Raw genomic sequence first — 19,384 nt, 5'->3', positions numbered from 1 at the left:
TGGCCTTTGATTTCCTGCGCGCTGGTCAGATTGCGGCGTGCCGCCTCAGGCGAGGTGGATCGTCGTGCCCGCGGCCGTCGCGGCGGTCGCGATGTCGTCGGGCGGAGCCTGATCGGTCACCAGTTCCTGCACGTCGGCGAAGTCCGCCACGTGCAGGAAGCCGGGCTTGTCGAACTTGGTCGCATCGCACAGTATCGCGACGCGTCGCGCGCGCTGGAGCAGGCTGCGCTTGAACGCGGCTTCCCCGGCGTGAAAATCGAGAAAGCCGCGCGCGGCATCCACCGCGCCCATCGAGAGCACGGTCAGGTCCGGCGCGAACTGGCGGCAATAGTCGATCGGCTCGCTGCCGAAGGCGGCATGATAGTCCGGATCGACCGTCCCGCCGGCGACGAACAGCCGCTGGCCGGGATGGCCGAGTATCTCGGCGGCGATTTCCATGCTGTTGGTGATCACCGTCAGGTCGCGCACCCCGCGCAGCGCGCGCGCCAGGCACAGCGTGGTCGTGCCCGAATCGAGCATCACCGTCATGCCCGGCTGCACCAGCGTCAGCGCCCGCTCGGCGATGCGGCGCTTCGCCTCCGCCTGGTCGCGCAGCCGCTGGCGATAGGGCGGCTCCAGCACCCCGCCGGGCAGGCAGACGCCGCCATGGACCTTCTGCACCCGCCCGGCCTGTTCGAGCTGGCGCACGTCGCGGCGCACCGTTTCCTCGGACACGTCGAACCGCTCCGCCAGCTCGGCGATCGACCATCGGTCGCGCTGCCCGAGCAGGTCGATCAGCGTCGCGAGGCGGGCGCTCTGGTGGGCGCGGCTGGCGGCAGTGCCGGTGGGGATCTCGATGCGGTCCATGCCCCGAGTGTATCAGCAGGCGCGCCGGGGTAAACCCACATGAGAACGTTCAAAGCCACACAAAACAACACAAGATGTCACATTCGAGTCATCAACCCTTCCTAGGCGTCGCGGCGGGGCAGCCGGGGCTGGCGCCCCGAGCATCAATGGGAGGGCACAATGGGAACCACGTACCGTGCGGCGCTTGCCGCGCTGGCCGTCGGCGCGAGCTGCATGTCGATGGCAGCGGCCGCGCAGGACGCTGCCGCGCCGGGGCAGGAGCAGGGCGAGATCGTCGTCAACGGCTATATCGCCTCGCTGGCCAAGGCTCGCGAGCTGAAGCGCGCGTCCAACATCACCAAGGACGTGATCGTCGCCGAGGACATGGCGAAGTTCCCCGAACTCAACCTCGCCGAATCGATCCAGCGTCTGCCGGGCGTGGCGATCAACCGTGAGGCCGGCGAGGGCCGCCGCATCACGCTGCGCGGTCTCGGTCCCGATTTCACCCGCGTCCAGCTGAACGGCATGGAAGTGCTGGGCAATGTCGACTCGGCGATGGACAGCCGCGGCCAGCGCTCGCGTGACCGCGCCTTCGATTTCAACATCTTCGCCTCCGAGCTGTTCTCGCGCGTCGAGGTGGAGAAGAGCTACCAGGCCTCGCAGGCCGAAGGCGGCATGGCCGGCACCGTCGGCCTGTTCACCGCCAAGCCGCTCGAGCAGAAGCAGGGGCTGACCGGCGCGATCTCGGCCAAGCTCGGCACCAACAGCTTCACCAAGGATGCCCAGCCGCGCGTTGCTGCGATGCTCAGTCAGAATTGGGGCGATCGCTTCGGCATCCTGCTCTCGGTCGCCTATTCGAAGCGCAAGACCGAGGAACAGGGCTACAACACCTATTCGCCGACCCAGCTGAGCGCGAGCAAGATCGCCGGCTATCTGGGCAAGGGCCTCGACATCTCGGCGCTTTCGGCGGACCAGCAGGCCAAGTTCAAGTCCGGCGACCTGGTGTTCGCCTCGGGCAACCGCCTGTCGGTGTGGGATGCGCGGCAGGAGCGCCTGGGTCTGACCCTCGCCACCCAGTGGCGCCCGGCGGACAATCTGCTGTTCACCCTCGACGGGCTGCACGGCGAGTTCACCACCCACCGCGACGAATATCACCTCGCGACCCGGCCGAACAACACCTCGGGCTCGGTGATCTTCGACACGACCTCGAAGATCAATTCGATCCACTGGGACAGCACGAACTTCGTCGATGCGATCAGCGTCGACAACGTCACCTATGCCAGCGAGCATCGCCGCTCGCTCAACAAGAACAAGTTCAACCAGATCGCGCTGACCGGCAAATGGGACGCGAGCGACAGCCTGAGCTTCGACGGCCATGTCGGCTATGAGGATTCGAAGTACACCACGCCCTACGACGACAAGCTGTATCTGCGCGCCTATGGCGGGATGACGACGACCTATGCGGCCGACGGCACCGATGCGACCAACGTCTATCGCTGGAACACCACCGATCCGTCCAAGTACGAGTTCAAGGAATTCTACTTCCGCGAATTCTGGAACAAGACCAGCCTGAAGGAAGCGGTGGGCAATGCCGCGCTCAAGCTGAACGAGGTCTTCACTCTGCGCGCCGGCGGCAGCTATCGCCGCTACGAGACCTCGGGTTCCGAGATCTACAATGACGGCCAGTTCCGCCAGTTCACCGGCACCCCGGTGACGGCCTATGCAACCGTGTTCCGCCAGAACAAGGCGGCGAGTTGGATCGCGGGCGATTATGCCAAGGCCTTCGCCCAGTATAATGCCTCGCACACCGTGGCCGGCGCGACCGACATCGAGAATACCTACAAGGTGACCGAGTCGACGGGGGCGGGCTATGGCCAGCTCGAATGGAACGCCCCGCTCGGCGGTATGCGCCTGCGCGGCAATATCGGCCTGCGCGCCTATTTCACCGATCTGGACAGCACCGGCCTGCTGACCAACAGCAACGACACGCCGATCGGCAGCAACACCACCCACTCGCATTATTCGGGCGTGCTGCCGACGCTCAACGCCGTGCTGGAGGTGACGCCGAGCTTCCTGATCCGCGTGGCCGCCGCCAAGAACATCAACCGTCCGGGGCTCAGCTCGGTCGCGGCGGCGGGCAGCGCCAATGCGGACAGCGGCAAGATCACCGCGAGCGTCGGCAACCCCAACCTCAAGCCCTACAAGGACAATTCGGTGGAAGCCTCGGTCGAATGGTATTTCGGCAAGGTCGGCCTGATTTCGGTGGGCGTCTTCCACAAGGACATCCGGAACCTGGTGGTCTCGCAGACGCTGAAGAACGTGCCGTTCGGCAGCACCGGGCTGCCGCTTTCGACCCTGCCGGGGGTGACCGCCGCCACCAATGTCGACGAGTTCACCCAGCCGATCAACCAGGCCAAGGCCTATGTGACCGGCGTCGAGCTGGCCGCGCAGAGCAACTTCACCTTCCTGCCCGCGCCGTTCGACAAGCTGGGCATGGCGGCGAACCTGACGCTGCTCGACTCCAACGCGCCGTACAAGGGTACCGACAACCCGATCCCGGGCCTGTCGAACACCAACGCCAACGCCACGCTCTATTACGAGACCGGGCGCTGGGGCATCCGCGGATCGCTGAACTATCGGTCGTCCTACCTGCGCACCGCCTATGACGGCACGGATCCGACGAGCAAGGACGGGTTCGACGGCACCGTCTATGTCGACGCGGCGGCGTTTTTCAACGTCACCGAGCGCGTTCGGCTGACGCTCGATGCGATCAACCTGACGAACGCGACCGAAGTCCAGTTCAACAGCATCTACCACCGCCTCCACAACGAGACGCGCAGCGGCACCACCGTGTTCGCAGGCATCGGCGTGAAGTTCTGAGGTTCCTCCCCCGAGGACCCACTGGCCGGCCCGGGCATCGTCCCGGGCCGGCCTTTTTCATGCGTCGGCAGAGGGGGCCGCGTCCAGCCAGCCCCGCGCCCGCAGCTCGGCGACACTGGTGCGCGCCACCGGCACCTCCCGGCCGTCGACGAGCCGCAGCCTCCAGTTGCGATCCTGCCGGGCGGCCGTGACCACGGCGCTGCGTGCGACCCACCAGCTGCGATGCACGCGCGCTCCCAGCCCCTCGAGCTGCGCGACCGCATCGCGCATGCGCATCAGGACCAGCGCGCTGCCGCGATCGGTATGGACGCGGACATAGTGATCCTCATTCTCGAGGCAGAGAATGGAGCCGCGGAGATGGGGAGGGAGCAGCTCCAGGAGGGCGGAGGGCGCGGTCCGGGCAGGCGCTGCCACGGGCTGGAGGGGCGGCGGCGGTGCGATCGGCGGGACGGCAAGCGGCGCCGCTTGTGCCGTTCCGCGACCGGCCAGCAGCTGCACGATCGTAACCGTCGCACCGACGATCAGCGTCTGCAGATAGGCGCTGGCCATCGCCGCGCCGCTGACGGAGCGCCACGCCGTCCCGGCCGAGCCGAACAGGAGGACCATGCTGGTCGGAAACGCCCCTAGGGCGCAGGCGGCTGCGATCGCTACGGGCCGCGGCAGCCCGGTCTGGCGGGCGAGGGCGCCCCCGGCGGCGATCACCGGACGGAAGAAGACATAGCCCGTGGCGAGGTACAGCGCCCAGTGCGGCAGCCGCGCCGCCAGCGGCGTGGCATAGGAGCCGAACGGCCCGAGCAGCGCCAACAGCAAGGTCAGCGCGCAGAGGATCGCAAGCTCCGCCGCCAGCCGATGCGGGGCCATCAGGCGTGCGCTCCGTTCACGCGTCGCGAACGGTACAGCGGGGCCGCCGAGACGTCGTTCGCGAACCGGCGATCCCCGCTCCCGCAATGCCGCTCGCGTGCCGCCGGCGGCAGGCCATGATGGCGGGGAAGGAGCAACTGATGAACGACCTTGGACATTCCGGCTTGGTGATCCCCGCACGCGACCGGCTGATCGTCACGCTGGGCGTGATCGCCGGCGGCGCCATCCTGCTGGCACTGGTGCACGGCCTTGCAAGCGGAGCCGTCGCGCGGTCAAGCATCCGCAACCTGTGGCTCGGCCTGCACCTGATCGCGGTCCTGCCCACGCTGCCGCTCGGCGCCTATGTGCTGGTGCGTCGCAAGGGGGATGCGCTGCACCGCGCGCTGGGCAAGCTCTGGGCCGTGCTGATGCTGGTCGCGGCCCTTTCCAGCTTCGGGCTGCGCGGCCTGACGGGGAGCCTGAGCCCGATTCACCTGCTGTCGATCCTGGTGCTGGTGATGATCCCGCGCGGCGTGATGCTGGCCCGCGCGCATCGGATCGAGGCGCACCGGCGGGTGATGTCGCTCACCTATCTCGGTCTTGCTGTCGCCGGGCTGTTCACGCTGCTGCCGGGCAGGTTGCTCGGCACCTGGCTGTTCAGCTGAAGACCTGGGGCCAGCACGCGCCCGATCGCGTCGTGCCAGCCGGCCAGCCGGGCGGCCCGCGCGCCGGGCTCGATCTGCGGCTCGAAGGTGCGGATCGTGCCGCGCATCATCACCGCATCGTCGAGGCTGCCGAACATGTCGCAGCCGAGCCCTGCCAGCATCGCCGCGCCCAGCGCCGTCGTCTCGGGGAAATCGGGCCGGTCGACGGGCAGGGCGAGCATGTCGGCGAGGTCCTGCGCGATCCAGTCGTTGGTCACCATGCCGCCGTCGACGCGCAGCCGTCCCCATTGCGCGCCGTCTGCCGCAAAGGCGGTCTCCAGATCGTGGCTCTGGTGCGCCATCGCCTCCAGCGCGGCGCGGACGATATGCGCGCGGCCGGCGGCGAAGCTGAGGCCGGAGATCGTCGCCCGCGCCTCCGGCTGCCACCAGGGCGCGCCGAGCCCGGTCAGCGCCGGCACGCAATAGACGCCGCCATTGTCGGGCACCGATCGCGCCAGCGCCTCGGTCTCGGGCGCGGTGGCGATCAGGCCGAGCGAATCGCGCAGCCACTGCACCAGGCTGCCGGCGACGAACACCGACCCCTCCAGCGCATAGGTCCGCCGCCCGCCGAGCTGCCACAGCACCGTCGACAGCAGCCGGTGGCGCGAGCGGGGCTGGAGCGTGCCGGCATTGGTCAGCACGAAGGCGCCGGTCCCATAGGTCGCCTTGGTGTCGCCGGGGGTGAGGCAGGCCTGGCCGATCGTCGCCGCCTGCTGGTCGCCGGCAAGGCCGCAGATCGGGATGGCGCCGCCGAACAGGCGGGTGGTGCCGAAGCGGCCGGCGCAATCGACGATTTCCGGTAGCGCAGCGCGGGGGGCGCCGAATTGATCGACCAGCCCGTCGCTCCAGCCGCCGCTGCTAAGGCCCATCAGCAGCGTGCGCGAGGCGTTGGTGGCATCGGTGATGTGCAGCCCGCCGGTGAGCTTCCACACCAGCCAGCTCTCGATCGTGCCGATCGCCAGCCGGTCGCCCGCGGCCTTGAGCTGGGGCCAGTGCTCCATCGCCCAGGCGATCTTGGTGCCGGAGAAATAGGGATCGAGCAGCAGCCCGGTGCGCGCCTGGATGCCGGGTTCTTCGCCCGCCTCGCGCAGCGCCTGGCAGAGGGGCGCGGTGCGGCGATCCTGCCAGCTGATCGCGGGGGCGAGCGGCGCCCCCGTCGCCTTGTCCCAGAACACCACCGTCTCGCGCTGGTTGCTGATGCCGATCGCGGCGATCCGCTGCGGGCCGCCGGCGAACGTGACCATCGCCGCGGCGCAGGCATGGCTATGCCGCCAGATCTCGTCGGCATCATGCTCGACGAGGCCCGGTCCGGGATAATGCTGCGTTAGTTGTGCAGATTTGCTGGCAACACATTGTCCGGATGGCGCAAAGAGCATCGCCCGGGTCGAGGTGGTGCCCTCGTCGATCACCAGAAGCAATTCCGCCATGAAAATGAGGCTAGCTGGCAACAGATGGCGCCGCAATTGCGCCGTGTTAGGGCCCTGCATTGCCGCGACACGCCCGTGTCTCTACACTGTACCAGAAAGGGAATTTCGCGTGGACCAGCGTACAGGGAGTTTCGGCGGCGACGAGGGCGGAGCAGGGGCGATTCCCGAGCAGATCGCCACGGCCGGTTTGCCGGAGGACATGGAAGACGAAGCGGTCGTTCCGTTCCGTCGGGACCGCCTGGTGGCCGCGCTGGTGCTGATCGCGGGCATGGGGCTGGTGCTGGCGCTGCCCTTCGCGCTGCAGGCCGGCGCACGCTTCTTCCTGCCGCTCACCGCCTCGCTGGTGATCGCGATCGCGCTGGTGCCGATGCTCGAATGGCTGGAGCGGCACCGGATACCCGCGCCGATCGCCGCCTTCCTCTGCGTGCTCCTGTTCCTCAGCGCCGCCAACATCGCGCTCGCCTCGATCGTGGTGCCGGCGTGGCAGTGGATCCGCCGGCTGCCCGAGAGCATTCCCAAGATCCAGCATAATCTGGAGCCGCTGATCCGCTTCTATTCGAACCTCGAGCGGTTCGTGAACAAGACGCTGAACAACTTCGCCTCGGCACCCGTGCGCCAGCCGGTGGTGCAGGCCGCCCAGCCGCCGACGTCGCTGCTCGACCTGTTCACCACCTCGGCGCCGTCGGCGCTGATCGAGATGTTCTTCGCGATCCTGGTGATCTACTTCTTCCTCGCCGGCTGGACCCGGCTGCGCCGCCGCGCGATCACCAGCCGGGCGAGCTTCGGCGGCGCGATGGCGACCGCACGGGTGATCCAGGACGTGGTGGACGACACCTCGGCCTATCTCGGCACCATCACCCTCATCAACTTCACGCTCGGTCTGATCGTCGCGGGCGCGCTGTGGCTGATGGGGATGCCGACGCCGCTGATGTGGGGCGGCCTCGTCGCGTTGCTGAACTACATCCCCTATATCGGCCCGGTGATCGCGGCGCTGCTGCTCGCGGTGGGCGGCCTCATGTCCTATGCCGATATCGGCACGGCGATGGTGCCGCCGGCGATCATGATCGCGGCGCATCTGGTCGAGGCGAACGTGGTGACGCCGCTGATCGTCGGGCATCGTCTCACGATCAACCCGATCATGATCCTCATTTCGCTGAGCTTCTGGGGCTGGGTGTGGGGCACCACCGGCGCGCTGCTGGCGGTGCCGCTGCTGATCATCATCCAGACCGTGCTCAACGCGGCAGGCAAGCCCGACATCGCGGGTTTCCTGTTCGAGCAGGGCACGCTGGTCCGCGATCCGGCGGACAATCGTGTACGTCGTCGCGCGAACCTCGATCAATCCGGTTGACAGCCCCAAAACACGCGGCTAGGTGCCGCCTCCTCGCTTGGCTCAAGCGGGTGTAGCTCAGTTGGTTAGAGCGCCGGCCTGTCACGCCGGAGGTCGCGGGTTCGAGCCCCGTCACTCGCGCCACTCGCCTTGCGGGACTCCAGATGGAATCCGGCGGCGACTGGCCGTCCAAGATTTCCTCGCTTGGTTTCAAGCGGGTGTAGCTCAGTTGGTTAGAGCGCCGGCCTGTCACGCCGGAGGTCGCGGGTTCGAGCCCCGTCACTCGCGCCATGCGGCGCATCTCCTCGGATACGAAGGACATGCGCGCTGGCCGGGCCCTTTGCAGGCCCTCCCGTTTCTGCGCTAAGCCGCCGCGATGATCCGCACCTCTGCCCGCGCGCTCGCGCTGCTCCTCGCCACCACCGCCATCCCCGCCTCGGCCCAGATCGCCGCCGATCCTGCGCGAATCGAACAGACCGTCCGCACGCTCGCCTCCGATTCGTTCGAGGGGCGCGCACCCGGCACCCGCGGCGAGGATCGCACGCTCGGCTATCTCGTCGCCCGATTCGAGGCGCTGGGGCTCCAGCCGGCGGGACCGGACGGGCAGTGGCTGCAGAAGGTGCCGCTGCTCCACACGCGGCTCGGCACGCCCGCCACGCTGCGATTCGACGGCCCCAAGGGGGCGATACCCGTCGAGCAGGCGAAGGATCTCTATGCCTCGACGATTCGCCCCGATGCCACCGCGCGAATCGCCGGTGCGCCGGTGGTGTTCGTTGGCTATGGCGTGACCGCGCCCGAGCGGCAGTGGGACGACTTCAAGGGCGTCGACCTGAAGGGCAAGGTCGCGATATTCCTGGTCAACGATCCCGATTTCGCCGCCGAGAAGGGCGAGGCGGTCGCCGGCACGTTCGGCGGGCGGACGATGACCTATTATGGCCGCTGGACCTACAAGTTCGAGGAAGCCGCCCGGCGCGGCGCGGTCGGCGCACTGATCGTCCATGACACGCCCGGCGCGGGCTATGGCTGGAACGTGGTGATCAGCAGCGGCGGCGAGAATTACGACATCGTCCGCAAGCCCGAGGAGCTTACCAGCGTGGCACTCCAGGGCTGGCTGGAGGGCGGGGCGGCGACCCGGCTGTTCGCCGCCGCGGGGCTGGACCTCGCCAAGCTGCGGGTCGAGGCGCGCAAGGCAAGCTTCCGCCCGGTGCCGCTGGCGGGCGTGCGCTTCACCGCCGACGTGCCGGTCACCGCCGAGCAGGTCGACAGCTACAATGTCCTCGCCAAGATCCCCGGCAGCGAGCGCCCCGACGAGGCGGTGATGTTCGGCGCACACTGGGATGCGTACGGCGCCGGCAAGCCCGACGCCAAGGGCCGCATCTACCGCGCGGGCGCCAATGACGACGCGCTGGGTATCGCCGGGCTGCTCGAGATCGCGCGCGCGATGCAGGCGGGGCCGGCGCCGAAGCGCAGCGTCGTCTTCGCGGCCTGGACGGCGGAGGAGCGGGGGCTGCTGGGCTCGCTCTACTACACCCAGCACCCGGTGGTGCCGATGGCCAAGACCGTTGCCAACCTGACGCTCGACATTCTCCAGACCGCCGGCCTCGCCAACGACGTGGTGCTGGTCGGCAAGGGCCAGAACACGCTGGAGGACGACATGGCCCGCGTCGCCGCGACGCAAGGCCGCCGGGTGACGCCCGAAGGGCTGCCCGAGCGCGGGCTGTTCTACCGCGCGGACCATTTCTCCTTCGCCAAGCAGGGCGTGCCGACGCTGCTGCTGATGGGCATCGCCGGGGCTTCGGACCTGAAGCAGGGCGGCGTCGCGGCCGGGCAGGCGTGGATCGATGCCTATACCGGCCAATGCTACCACCAGGCCTGCGACGCCTGGGGTCCGGACTGGAACCTCGCGGGCGCGGTGCAGGACATCAACCTGCTCGGCACGATCGGCGCGGAACTGGCGAACGGATCCGCCTGGCCGACATGGAAGGCGGGGTCGGAGTTCAAGGCGGTGCGGGAGCGGAGGTGAGTCGTTCGCGTCGCGGGGAGAGGCGGCGGCGCGACCGCTAGGCGGGTCAGATGTCTTTGACGCCCGCGAGAAGGACCCACATGCAGCCAAGCAGGCCCACGGGATACAAGACGGGAAGTGCGGTAAGCAGCAGCCACCATTGCCGCTGCCAGCGAAGCACGCACCCGATGCAGACGGCCCAGCCCGAGACGGCAAGCCAATAGATCGGGGAGAGCGGCCACAGCAGGGGCGCCAGCCAGCTACGTTCCGACGCCATGGCGTAGAAGGGAACCGTCAATGCCATGGCGACCGCGATACCCGTCAGCCAGTGCGAGGCGGACCGTGTCCAGCCACCTGCACCATTCGCTATCGCCACCGTCCTGTTTCCATCCAGCGGAGGAGCGGCTTGAGCGGCAGGATCCAGACGATCCCGAGGGCGAGGTAGATCAGCGTCTGCACCAGGATCGGCAGGCGCCCGATCTGTCCCGAGAAGCTCGCCACCAGCACCACCCACACCAGGATGAGCCCCACGATCGCCAGCGCGCCGGCGGGTTTGCGCCAGCTGGGGTTCATGGCTCGGAATGCCGGCGCATGCCCTGCTCGGTCACCACCGCGTGCAGGGGGACATCCCAGATATCGGCGGGCAACGCAGGGACCTCCTGCGCGGACCAGGCGACGCCCACTCGCCACGCGTTTTCGAAGCGGGCGAAGGCACGGTCATAATGCCCCGCGCCCTGGCCGAGGCGGTTGAGGCGGGGATCGAAGCCGATCAGCGGCGTCAGGATCACGTCGGGTGCGACCTCGGGGCTCGATTCGTCCGGCTGGCGCAGGCCGAAGGGGCCGCCGACGAGCGGCGCGCCCATGTCCCAGGCGAGGAAGCGGATCGGCGCCGCCCGGTCGATTACATGGGGCAGGGCGAGCGCACAGCCGCGTTCGGCGGCGGCCGCGGCGAGCTGGGTCGGATCGGCCTCGCTGCCCACCGGGCAATAGGTCGCGACGATCATGCCGGGCGTGAGCCGCTCGACAAAGGCCTCGGGCGCGCGGATCGCGGTGCTCGATTGCGACGCGAACAGGTCGCGTTCGGCGCGCAGGCGCGCCCGGAGGGCGGGTTTGTCGCTCAGCATCGCGTATCGGACATGGGTGTGACGGGAACCACCATGGGCCGTTGGCCTGAATATCCACCGACGCACAGAACGTCAGGTGGGAACCATATGTTGCAGACCAGGATCTGCACAGGGACAGCTCCCATGGATGAAGATTATAGCCTCAGGGATAATTGCTAAGGCTCGCACCGGGCAGTTCCCGCCACGGCTCTATTTAGGACGTCGCGGCGCTTTCCTCAAGGGCCGAGGCGACCGCTTCCAGCCGATCGGCGATCCGGGCGAGCAGCTCGTCGGAAATCGCCGGCGCCGGCGCGGGGGGGGGCGCGGGAGCGGGGGCCTTTTCCGCCTCGTCCAGCGCATCGGCGAGGATCAGCGCGAGATAGAGCAGGGTCCGCTCGCCCGCCTGGCCACCGGCGGCGCGCAGTGCGGCATCGGCATGCTCGGCGATCCGGGCTTCCAGCGCGCGGAGATGCGGCGTGTCCTCCTCGCGTGCCGAGACGGTGTAGCTGCGCCCGGCAACCTGCAGCGTGATGTCCGCCATCAGCCCTGGGCCTCCTCGTCGAGTTCGGTATCGTCGCCGTCCGGCGCCGCCGTTACGGCCTCGTCTGCGATCATCGCGTCGAGATCGGCGATCGCCGACTCGATTCGGGTCCGCAACATGTGGTTGCGGCGCTCGAGCCGAACACGGGCCTCGGCGCCAGCCGTCGCGGCGCGTTCGATACGCTCCAGAGCCCGCGCGATACGATCTACTACTTGGTCGGACATTAGGAAGCCGGATAGCATGGTTGGCGGGTGCGACAAGCCCGGCCCGTCATAATGCATCGCGGGAACGCGGCCGCCCAACGGTTGACGTGGCGCGCGCTCGCTTCCAAAGGCGTGCGCGACCAGACGGGGAATAACACGTGACAGCATCCTTCGCCGATTGCGCCAACGCCATCCGCGCGCTTTCCATGGACGCGGTGGAAGCCGCCAATTCGGGTCACCCCGGCATGCCGATGGGCATGGCCGACGTCGCGACCGTCCTCTTCCAGAACTATCTCAAGTTCGATCCGGCCGATCCGGCCTGGCCCGATCGCGACCGGTTCGTGCTCTCGGCCGGCCATGGCTCGATGCTGCTCTATTCGCTCTTGCACCTGACCGGCTATGCCCGCCCGACGCTGGAGGACATCCGGAACTTCCGCCAGATCGGCAGCCCCTGCGCGGGTCACCCCGAGAATTTCGAGCTGCCGGGCGTCGAGTGCACCACCGGTCCGCTCGGCCAGGGCCTGGCGATGGCGGTGGGCATGGCGATCGCCGAGCGCCACCTCAACGCGACCTTCGGCGACGATCTGGTCGACCACCGCACCTGGGTGATCGCCGGCGACGGCTGCCTGATGGAAGGCATCAACCACGAAGCGATCGGCATTGCGGGCCATCTGAAGCTCAACCGCCTGATCGTGCTGTGGGACGACAACAACATCACCATCGACGGCCCGGTTTCGCTGTCCTCGGTCGAGGACATCCCCGCGCGCTATCGTGCGACCGGCTGGAACGTCCTCGAATGCGACGGCCATGACCAGGCCGACATCACCCGCGCGCTCGACGAGGCGATCGCCAGCGACAAGCCGGTGCTGGTCAAGTGCCGCACCGTGATCGGCAAGGGCGCGCCGAACAAGCAAGGCACGTCCAAGGTCCATGGCTCGCCGCTGGGCAAGGACGAGGTCGCCGCCGCCCGCGCCGCGCTCGGCTGGAACCACCCGGCGTTCGAAATCCCGCAGGACATCCGTGACGCCTGGCTCGCCGCCGGTGCGCGCGGTGCCGCCCCGCACGCCGCCTGGAAGGAGCGCCTCGCCGCGCATCCGGATCGCCTCGGCTGGGAACGCCGCGGCACCGTGCAGCCGGACCTGCTCCGCTCGCACGTCGAGCAGCTGATCGCCAGCCCGCAGAAGGTCGCGACCCGCAAGGCGTCCGAGCTGGCGCTGGAGGCGGTCAACGCCCTCCTCGACGCGACGATCGGCGGCTCGGCCGATCTCACCGGCTCGAACAACACGCTGACCAAGGGGCTGCAGCGGCTCGACGCCGACAATTATGGCGGCCGCTACCTCAACTACGGCATCCGCGAATTCGGCATGGCCGCGGCGATGAACGGCATGGCGCTGCACGGGGGCGTGATCCCCTATGGCGGCACCTTCCTCGTCTTCGCCGACTATGCCCGCGCGGCGATCCGCCTCTCGGCGCTCCAGCATGCCCGCGTCGTCTATGTGATGACGCACGATTCGATCGGCCTCGGCGAGGATGGTCCGACCCACCAGCCGATCGAGCATCTGATGAGCCTGCGCGTCATCCCCAATCTCGACGTGTGGCGCCCGTGCGACGTGGTCGAGACGGCCGAGGCCTGGGAAGCCGCGCTCGCCAAGACCGACGGCCCCGCGCTGATCGCGCTCAGCCGCCAGAACCTCCCGCAGCTGCGCACCGAAGCCGCCGAGAACCGTTCGGCCCGTGGCGCCTATGCGCTGCGGGAGGCGGAAGCACCGCGCAAGGTGGTGCTGCTCGCCACCGGTTCGGAAGTGGAGATCGCCGTCGCCGTGCGCGAGGCGCTGGAAGCCCAGGGCATCGGTGCCGATGTCGTCTCGGTCCCCTGCTTCGAGCGCTTCGACGCGCAGGACGCCGCCTACAAGCGCGACCTCCTGCCGGCGGACGCACTCAAGGTCTCGATCGAGGCCGGCACCACCTTCGGGTGGGAGCGCTACACGGGCATGGATGGCCTGCGCTTCGGCGTGGATAGCTTTGGTGCCTCGGGCCCCTATCTAGCGCTCTACGAACATTTCGGACTCACTGCGGGCGCGATCGTGCCCCAGATCCTCGCTAAGCTGAACGGAGAACAGGCATGACGAAGGTTGCGATCAACGGTTTCGGACGTATCGGCCGTCTGGTGGCACGCGCGATCCTCGAGCGCCCGGAAAGCGGCCTCGAGCTGGTCACGATCAACGATCTGTCGGACGCGAAGTCGAACGCCTGGCTGTTCTCGCGCGACAGCATCCACGGCAAGTATCCGGGGACGGTCGAAGCCGACGGCAACGACATCGTCGTCGACGGCAAGCGTATCAAGGTGACCGCCGAGCGTGATCCCGCCAACCTGCCGCACGCCGAGAACGGCGTCGACATCGTGCTCGAGTGCACCGGCTTCTTCACCAAGCGCGAAGACGCCCAGAAGCACATCGATGCCGGCGCCAAGAAGGTGCTGATCTCGGCGCCGGGCAAGAATGTCGACCTCACCGTCGTCTACGGCGTGAACCACGACAAGCTGACCGCCGAGCACACCATCGTCTCGAACGCGTCGTGCACCACCAACTGCCTGGCGCCGGTCGCCAAGGTCCTCAACGACGCGATCGGCATCGAGCGCGGCCTGATGACCACGGTCCACGCCTATACCAACGATCAGAAGATCCTCGACCAGATCCACCCGGACCTGCGTCGCGCGCGCGCCGCCGCGATGTCGATCATCCCGACCACGACGGGCGCCGCCCGCGCGGTGGGCGAGGTGCTGCCGGAGCTCAAGGGCAAGCTCGACGGTTCGGCCGTCCGCGTACCGGTGCCGGACGGCAGCCTCGTCGACCTGACCTTCATGCCGGGCCGCGATACCTCGGTCGAGGAAGTGAACGCCGTGCTCAAGGCAGCCTCGGAGAGCGGCCCGCTCAAGGGCGTGCTGGTCTACACCGCCGATCCGATCGTCTCGGCCGACATCGTCCACACGCCCGCATCGTCGACCGTCGACAGCCTGGAAACCGCGGTGATCGACGGCAAGCTGGTCCGCGTGGTCAGCTGGTACGACAACGAGTGGGGCTTCTCGAACCGCATGGTCGACACCGCGACGGTGATGGCGGGGCTCTAAGACGGAAGTCCTCCGCTTCGGCGGGGGACGCTTCCAAATCCCCCTCCCGCATGCGGGAGGGGCTAGGGGAGGGGAGGACGGCGGCACGGGCGATCGGCCCGAGGATCAGCCCCTCCCATCCTCAAGGCGGCCTTAGTGTCGCTGGGCAGCTCTTCTTCTGTCATCCCGGCGAACGCTGGGATCCATTCGCCACTCGGGCGAGGCAGGAGCCAGGACGTCCAGGCCAATGGATCCCGGCTTTCGCCGGGATGACGCTGGCGGGGCGGGGGCGGCACGGCGGCCAACGGCACAAGCGCAGGTTGCGAGCGCTCCGCCGACAGGATGCTGCTCGCGAGGCAATTCATTACGCGAGGGATTCAGCATGGCGCGCACTTTCAAGACGCTCGACGACATGGGCGATATCACCGGCAAGCGGGTGCTGGTCCGCGAGGACCTCAACGTGCCGATGGCCGATGGCAAGGTGACCGACGACACGCGGCTGCGCGCCGCGATCCAGACGGTCGCCGAACTGGCCGATCGTGGCGCCAAAGTGCTGATCCTTGCGCATTTCGGCCGCCCCAAGGGTAATCCGAACCCGGAGTTCTCGCTCTCGCAGGTGGTGAAGCCGCTTGAGCAGGTGCTCGGCCGTCCGGTGCGCTATATCGACTGGGAAGGCGACGCCGCCTCGGTCGCGACTCTCAATGACGGCGACATCGCGCTGCTCGAGAACACCCGATTCTTCGGTGGCGAGGAAAAGAACGACCCGGCCGTGGTCGATCGCTTCGCATCGCTCGGCGACCTCTATGTCAACGACGCCTTCTCGGCCGCGCACCGCGCCCACGCCTCGACCGAGGGGCTCGCCCACAAGCTGCCCGCCTTCGCCGGCCGCCAGATGGAAGCCGAACTCGACGCGCTCGACAAGGCGCTGGGGAATCCCGAGCATCCCGTCGCGGCGGTGGTCGGCGGCGCCAAGGTTTCGACCAAGCTCGACGTGCTCAAGCACTTGGTCGCCAAGGTCGATCACCTGATCATCGGTGGCGGCATGGCCAACACCTTCCTCGCCGCGCGCGGCGTCGATGTCGGCAAGAGCCTGTGCGAGCACGACCTGACCGGCACCGCGGAGGAGATTCTCGACGCGGCCGACGCGGCCGGCTGCACCGTCCACCTGCCGTACGACGTGGTTGTGGCGACGGAATTCCGCGCCAACCCGCCGGTCCGCACCGTCAACGTCCACGAAGTCGCCGCCGACGAGATGATCCTCGATGTCGGCCCGGCGGCCACCGAGGCGCTCGCCGACGTGCTCAAGACCTGCAAGACCTTGGTGTGGAACGGCCCGATGGGCGCATTCGAGATCCCGCCGTTCGACGCGGCGACGGTGTCGCTCGCCCGCACCGCCGCGGCGCTGACCAAGGAAGGCCAGCTCGTCTCGGTCGCCGGTGGCGGCGACACGGTGGCGGCGCTCAACCAGGCCGGCGTCGGCAGCGAGTTCAGCTTCGTCTCGACTGCGGGCGGCGCCTTCCTCGAATGGATGGAAGGCAAGGAACTCCCCGGCGTCGCGGCGCTGACGCGCTGAACTTTGTCATATCCTCCCCCGCCAGGGGAGGTGGCGCGCAACGCGCGACGGAGGGGGCGGAAGCACGCCGGCCAGTTGGTCGCTGACCTCCCCCTCCGTCAGGCTGGCGCCTGACACCTCCCCCTGGCGGGGGAGGATCGGTAGAGGTTCAGACCGGCCGCGGTTCGTTGAGCAGCGGCACCAGCTCCCGGTTCAGATCGTCCAGATCGAACGCTGCCGCCTTGGCGTAGCGCAGCATGCCCGCCCGATCGATCACATAGTTGGACGGCACCGCGCCATCGATCGCCTCATAGGGGCCGCGGATCCGCCGCGTCGGCTGGATGGTCAGTTTTTCGAACAGCGGCTTGAGCTTGTAGAGCGGCACCGAATCCTCGGTGCTCAGCGCATAGACGCGCAGCCCGTGCTTCTTCATCAGCGCATAATATTGGTCGAGCAGCGGCAATTCGCGCCGGCAGGGCACACACCAGGTCGCCCAGATGTTGAGCACCACCACATCGCCGCGCATTTCCGACAGCTTGAGCTTGCTGCCGTCGAGCAGCACCAGCGTGGCATCGGGTGCCGGGTTCCCCACTCTCGGCACGGGTGCCGCCATCGCCGGCACCGCCGGCACCAGCATCGCCGCGCTACCCTGCAGCACGCGCCGTCGATTCCACATGATTCGTCCCCCCTGTTTTCAGCAAGGCAGGCTAACGTGCAGCGGTACATCGTCAATCGCGGGCATTGGTCCTACCAAAAAGTTACCAATTTCCCGGCAGGTATCGGAGCTGTTCCGCAGTTGCGAAATAAGTTCTGCTCCGCAGCACCTGACCAACGTTGTCAGCCTTTTCGTTACCAATTTGCCGCGATAGGGACCCCGCATCGATTACCAATGCGGAGAAGATCATGGGCATCACGCCGGCCGTCAAAGCGATCCTCGACAACTACGGCTCCGACAATCCGGGCGTGAAGGCGAACCTCGCGCGCATCCTGATGCAGGGGAAGCTGGGCGGTACCGGCAAGCTGATCATCCTGCCGGTCGACCAGGGCTTCGAGCACGGCCCGGCGCGCAGCTTCGCGGTGAACCCGGATGCCTATGATCCCCATTATCACTTCCAACTCGCGATCGACGCGGGCCTCTCGGCCTATGCCGCGCCGCTCGGCATGATCGAGGCGGGCGCCGACGCCTTTGCCGGCCAGATCCCGACGATCCTCAAGGTCAACAGCTCGAACAGCTGGGCGACCGGCATCGACCAGGCGGTGACCGGCGGCGTCGACGACGCGCTGCGGCTCGGCTGCTCGGCGATCGGCTTCACCATCTATCCGGGCGCCGACGGCGTGTTCGAGATGATGGAAGAGATCAAGGAAATGCGCGCCCAGGCCGCCTCGGTCGGCATCGCGACGGTGATCTGGTCCTATCCGCGCGGCGGCAAGCTCACCAAGGACGGCGAACTGGCGCTCGACGTCGGCGCCTATGCCGCGCACATGGCGGCGCTGCTCGGCGCGCACATCATCAAGGTCAAGCTGCCCTCGGCGAACATCGAGCAGGCCGAGGCCAAGAAGCTCTATGAAGGCACCGACTGGTCCAATCAGGGCGACCGCGTGCGCCATGTCGTGCAGAGCTGCTTCGCCGGCCGCCGCATCGTCGTCTTCTCGGGCGGTGCTGCAAAGGGGGCCGATGCCGTCTACCAGGACGCCCGCGACATTCTCGCCGGCGGCGGCAACGGCTCGATCATCGGCCGCAACACCTTCCAGCGCCCGCGCGCCGAAGCGCTGGCGATGCTCGACAAGCTGGTCGCGATCTACAAGGGCGAGGAGGCCTGAAACCTGCCCCGGCGGCGCCGACGGGTTCGCCCGGACGGCGCCGCCGCATAACTCCCGCTGCTTGACCCCGAAGGACAGGGGGTGGAAGGCCCGCCGACAAAGGCGGTAGAGTTCCGCCGATATTCAGCAGCGGAGTACACAATGTCCGATCCCTTCGACGATCTCGAAGACGAAGCGAACCTCGAAGGCTTTGCCGAGAAATTCGTCCGCGACGATCGTCGCCCGCCCTGCCAGCTCTATCTGATTTCGCCGCTCGACGTCACCGGCGGCTTTGCCGACCGCCTGCGCCGCGCGCTCGATGCCGGCCCTGTCGCAGCCTTCCAGTTCCGCGTGAAGGATGTCGACCAGCACCAGGCCGCCAAGCTCGCCGAGCCGCTCCAGCGCATCTGCGCCGATGCCGAGGTCGCCTTTATCGTCAACGACAGCGTCAGCCTCGCCAAGCGGCTGGGTGCCGACGGCGTGCATCTGGGGCAGGGGGATGGCGACGCCCGCGAGGCGCGGGTGATCCTCGGGCCCAATGTCCAGATCGGCGTGACCTGCCACGACAGCCGCCACCTGGCGATGGAAGCAGGGGAGGCGGGGGCCGACTATGTCGCGTTCGGCGCCTTCTATCCGACGCCCACCAAGACGACCGAGCATCGCCCCGAGCCGGTGATCCTGTCCTGGTGGTCGGCGCTGTTCGAGATTCCCTGCGTGGCGATCGGGGGCATCACCCCGGCCAATGCGAGCCCGCTGGTGCAGGCCGGCGCGGACTTCCTCGCGGTCAGCCACGCCGTATGGGGCGGGGACGAAGCCGAAGCGGTGCGTGCCTTCGCTGCGATTCAGGGGATGCAAGGCTGATTCTGGCGCGATTCGCCGCTGATTCGGCGGGAATGGTCATCAAACGGTCATTCCTGCCGGCGCCTGTACTGCTCAAAACTCTCGGATTTCCGGGGGTTTCAGGGGTGTCTGTCACGAAAACGACAGAAAGTTTCATTTTCTCGTTGACGGGTGGGGGTGTCGGGCATAGAAGCCACTCCACCGACGCGGTGCTCTTCACTGAGGCAGCGGCGG

General features: G+C 68.0%; 18 protein-coding genes, 2 tRNA genes and 1 other RNA gene. 11 read left to right on the top strand and 10 right to left on the bottom strand.

The features are described from left to right. Positions 1–45: 45 nt before the first annotated feature. Positions 46–846, bottom strand: a complete 801-nt coding sequence (locus tag QZ814_RS09075; RefSeq protein WP_294331151.1) for a DeoR/GlpR family DNA-binding transcription regulator — start codon at positions 844–846, stop codon at positions 46–48. Positions 847–1,005: 159 nt separating this feature from the next. On the opposite strand from QZ814_RS09075, the gene QZ814_RS09070 reads away from it, so the two are divergent. Next, positions 1,006–3,705: a TonB-dependent receptor gene (locus QZ814_RS09070; RefSeq protein ID WP_294331150.1), complete on the top strand. Its 2,700-nt coding sequence runs from the start codon at positions 1,006–1,008 to the stop codon at positions 3,703–3,705. Positions 3,706–3,762: 57 nt separating this feature from the next. Here QZ814_RS09070 and QZ814_RS09065 read toward each other — a convergent pair whose 3' ends face one another. Continuing rightward, positions 3,763–4,566, bottom strand: coding sequence for a LytTR family DNA-binding domain-containing protein (locus tag QZ814_RS09065; RefSeq protein WP_294331149.1), 804 nt, complete (start codon positions 4,564–4,566; stop codon positions 3,763–3,765). Between the two features lie 140 nt (positions 4,567–4,706). Here QZ814_RS09065 and QZ814_RS09060 point away from each other — a divergent pair, with 140 nt between their 5' ends. Next, a complete protein-coding gene (locus QZ814_RS09060) occupies positions 4,707–5,210 on the top strand; it encodes a DUF2306 domain-containing protein (protein WP_294331147.1) in 504 nt (167 codons plus the stop codon). Here the strand turns inward: QZ814_RS09060 and QZ814_RS09055 are convergent. Beyond that, a complete protein-coding gene (locus tag QZ814_RS09055) occupies positions 5,135–6,676 on the bottom strand; it encodes a glycerol kinase (protein ID WP_294331146.1) in 1,542 nt (513 codons plus the stop codon). The genes QZ814_RS09060 and QZ814_RS09055 overlap by 76 nt on opposite strands. A 199-nt stretch (positions 6,677–6,875) precedes the next feature. On the opposite strand from QZ814_RS09055, the gene QZ814_RS09050 reads away from it, so the two are divergent. The 4 genes from QZ814_RS09050 (at position 6,876) to QZ814_RS09035 (ending at position 10,026) form a co-directional block, all read left to right on the top strand. Next, entirely contained in the window at positions 6,876–8,024 is a 1,149-nt protein-coding gene (locus QZ814_RS09050) for an AI-2E family transporter (RefSeq protein ID WP_294331211.1), read from the top strand. A 46-nt stretch (positions 8,025–8,070) separates the two neighbouring features. Beyond that, positions 8,071–8,147 (top strand) — tRNA-Asp (locus QZ814_RS09045). A 70-nt stretch (positions 8,148–8,217) separates the two neighbouring features. Beyond that, positions 8,218–8,294: transfer RNA gene (locus tag QZ814_RS09040), tRNA-Asp, on the top strand. An 85-nt stretch (positions 8,295–8,379) separates the two neighbouring features. Then, positions 8,380–10,026 (top strand): M28 family metallopeptidase, encoded by a 1,647-nt coding sequence (locus tag QZ814_RS09035; RefSeq protein ID WP_294331144.1) that lies wholly within the window; start codon positions 8,380–8,382, stop codon positions 10,024–10,026. Positions 10,027–10,072: 46 nt separating this feature from the next. Here the strand turns inward: QZ814_RS09035 and QZ814_RS09030 are convergent, their stop codons facing one another. The 6 genes from QZ814_RS09030 to QZ814_RS09005 form a co-directional block, all read right to left on the bottom strand. After that, on the bottom strand, positions 10,073–10,381 hold the full coding sequence (locus QZ814_RS09030; RefSeq protein ID WP_294331143.1) for a hypothetical protein: 309 nt from the start codon (positions 10,379–10,381) through the stop codon (positions 10,073–10,075). Continuing rightward, positions 10,372–10,578, bottom strand: a complete 207-nt coding sequence (locus QZ814_RS09025; protein ID WP_294253776.1) for a DUF2842 domain-containing protein — start codon at positions 10,576–10,578, stop codon at positions 10,372–10,374. The genes QZ814_RS09030 and QZ814_RS09025 overlap by 10 nt, the downstream gene beginning before the upstream one ends. Further along, positions 10,575–11,129: a 5-formyltetrahydrofolate cyclo-ligase gene (locus QZ814_RS09020; protein ID WP_294331141.1), complete on the bottom strand. Its 555-nt coding sequence runs from the start codon at positions 11,127–11,129 to the stop codon at positions 10,575–10,577. Before QZ814_RS09020 ends, QZ814_RS09025 begins: the two co-directional genes overlap by 4 nt. Positions 11,130–11,150: 21 nt before the next feature. Further along, a non-coding RNA gene (gene ssrS, locus QZ814_RS09015) (6S RNA) lies at positions 11,151–11,310 on the bottom strand. Between the two features lie 12 nt (positions 11,311–11,322). Then, complete coding sequence (locus tag QZ814_RS09010) at positions 11,323–11,649, bottom strand: cell division protein ZapA (protein WP_294331139.1); 327 nt, start codon at positions 11,647–11,649, stop codon at positions 11,323–11,325. Next, positions 11,649–11,873, bottom strand: a complete 225-nt coding sequence (locus QZ814_RS09005; protein WP_294331137.1) for a hypothetical protein — start codon at positions 11,871–11,873, stop codon at positions 11,649–11,651. The genes QZ814_RS09010 and QZ814_RS09005 overlap by 1 nt, the downstream gene beginning before the upstream one ends. 137 nt (positions 11,874–12,010) lie before the next feature. Here QZ814_RS09005 and tkt point away from each other — a divergent pair, with 137 nt between their 5' ends. The 3 genes from tkt (at position 12,011) to QZ814_RS08990 (ending at position 16,531) form a co-directional block, all read left to right on the top strand. Then, positions 12,011–13,978: a transketolase gene (gene tkt, locus QZ814_RS09000; RefSeq protein ID WP_294331136.1), complete on the top strand. Its 1,968-nt coding sequence runs from the start codon at positions 12,011–12,013 to the stop codon at positions 13,976–13,978. Then, complete coding sequence (gene gap / locus QZ814_RS08995) at positions 13,975–14,979, top strand: type I glyceraldehyde-3-phosphate dehydrogenase (RefSeq protein WP_294331134.1); 1,005 nt, start codon at positions 13,975–13,977, stop codon at positions 14,977–14,979. Before tkt ends, gap begins: the two co-directional genes overlap by 4 nt. Positions 14,980–15,340: 361 nt before the next feature. Beyond that, the gene (locus QZ814_RS08990) at positions 15,341–16,531 is read left to right on the top strand and encodes a phosphoglycerate kinase (protein ID WP_294331133.1); all 1,191 of its coding nucleotides are present in this window, start codon (positions 15,341–15,343) and stop codon (positions 16,529–16,531) included. 148 nt (positions 16,532–16,679) lie between these two features. On the opposite strand, the gene QZ814_RS08985 is transcribed toward QZ814_RS08990, so the two are convergent. Beyond that, entirely contained in the window at positions 16,680–17,147 is a 468-nt protein-coding gene (locus tag QZ814_RS08985) for a redoxin domain-containing protein (protein ID WP_294331209.1), read from the bottom strand. A gap of 266 nt (positions 17,148–17,413) precedes the next feature. Between QZ814_RS08985 and QZ814_RS08980 the strand changes: the two genes are divergently transcribed. Both QZ814_RS08980 and thiE read left to right on the top strand, forming a co-directional pair. Beyond that, entirely contained in the window at positions 17,414–18,331 is a 918-nt protein-coding gene (locus QZ814_RS08980; protein WP_294331132.1) for a class I fructose-bisphosphate aldolase, read from the top strand. Positions 18,332–18,472: 141 nt separating this feature from the next. Continuing rightward, a complete protein-coding gene (gene thiE / locus QZ814_RS08975) occupies positions 18,473–19,171 on the top strand; it encodes a thiamine phosphate synthase (RefSeq protein WP_294331130.1) in 699 nt (232 codons plus the stop codon). Positions 19,172–19,384 lie beyond the last annotated feature (213 nt).

This window comes from uncultured Sphingomonas sp., from assembly GCF_913777625.1.
Taxonomy (GTDB): Bacteria; Pseudomonadota; Alphaproteobacteria; order Sphingomonadales; family Sphingomonadaceae; genus Sphingomonas.
The sequence above is the reverse complement of the archived record's forward strand: the minus strand, read 5'-3'. Positions and strand labels throughout refer to the sequence as shown.